We start from the raw sequence: 900 nt of genomic DNA, 5'->3' as shown, positions 1-900 counted from the left end.
GGGTGGGGCGCCTCCGGGGTATGGCGGCGGCTTCCCCGGTCCGTTCCAGGGGCCCGCGATGCCGGGGCGCTCGCCCGCGTTCGGTGAAGCGCAACCGCAGCTCAACGAGGCGCCGCCTCCGGGCTACTTCGCCGCGCTGCGACCCATGGGAATGCTGGGCAGCCGCTTCCACGTCTGCGAAGGCCCCGGTGGCACGCTGGTGGTGCTGGATCCGCACGCCGCGCTGGAGCGTGCGCGCCTCACCGCGTACCTGCGCCGGCTGGATGACGAGGCGAAGGCGCCCCCGCCGTCGCTGTTCGGCACCACGGTGGATTTGTCATTGGCCGCGGTGAAGTCGCTGGTGGAGGGCCGCGAGGCACTGCTCATGCTGGGCGTGGACGTGGAGCCCTTTGGCGGCACCGCGATCGCGCTCAAGGCGGTGCCGGCGGGCCTGGAGGGCGTGGATGCACGTGCGCTCCTGGAGGCCCTGTCGCGTGCGCTGCCGCCCCGCAGCGCCCCGCTGGACGTGACGAGCCTCGCGGAGGCCGTGCGCGTGATGGCGTGTCACGCCGCGCGCCGTGCCGCCGCTTCTCCGCTCACCGATGCTCAGCTCCGTGCGCTGCTGGGCGAGCTGGACCGCGCGGACTTCACCCCGCCGTGCACGCACGGCACGGTGGTGGTGCTGGAGATGCCGCTGCTGGAGCTGGAGCGGCGCGCGCGCTGACGGCGCATCAACGCCGTGCGTCGAATCCCCTCGCGTTGATCAATCGCTGTCGTGTCCAAGAGGGGTCGACTACCTTCGGGCGGGCCTGTCTTCCGGTCCTCTCAAAGGGGTTTCCATGTACCGCCTCATGGCTCTGCTCGTGGGCTTGAACCTCGCGGCCTGTGCGCACTCCACCGCGCCTTCCACGCCCCCTGCAC

At 72.1% G+C, this 900-nt stretch carries 1 pseudogene; it reads left to right on the top strand.

Annotation, left to right across the window (positions count from 1 at the left end):
• Positions 1-703: pseudogene (locus D7X12_RS41585) on the top strand (DNA mismatch repair endonuclease MutL); the annotation flags it as partial.
• Positions 704-900 lie beyond the last annotated feature (197 nt).

The organism is Corallococcus sicarius (genome assembly GCF_003611735.1).
Taxonomy (GTDB): domain Bacteria; phylum Myxococcota; class Myxococcia; order Myxococcales; family Myxococcaceae; genus Corallococcus; species Corallococcus sicarius.
Note: the sequence above shows the minus strand (reverse complement) of the source record. Positions and strands in the feature narration are given on the sequence as shown.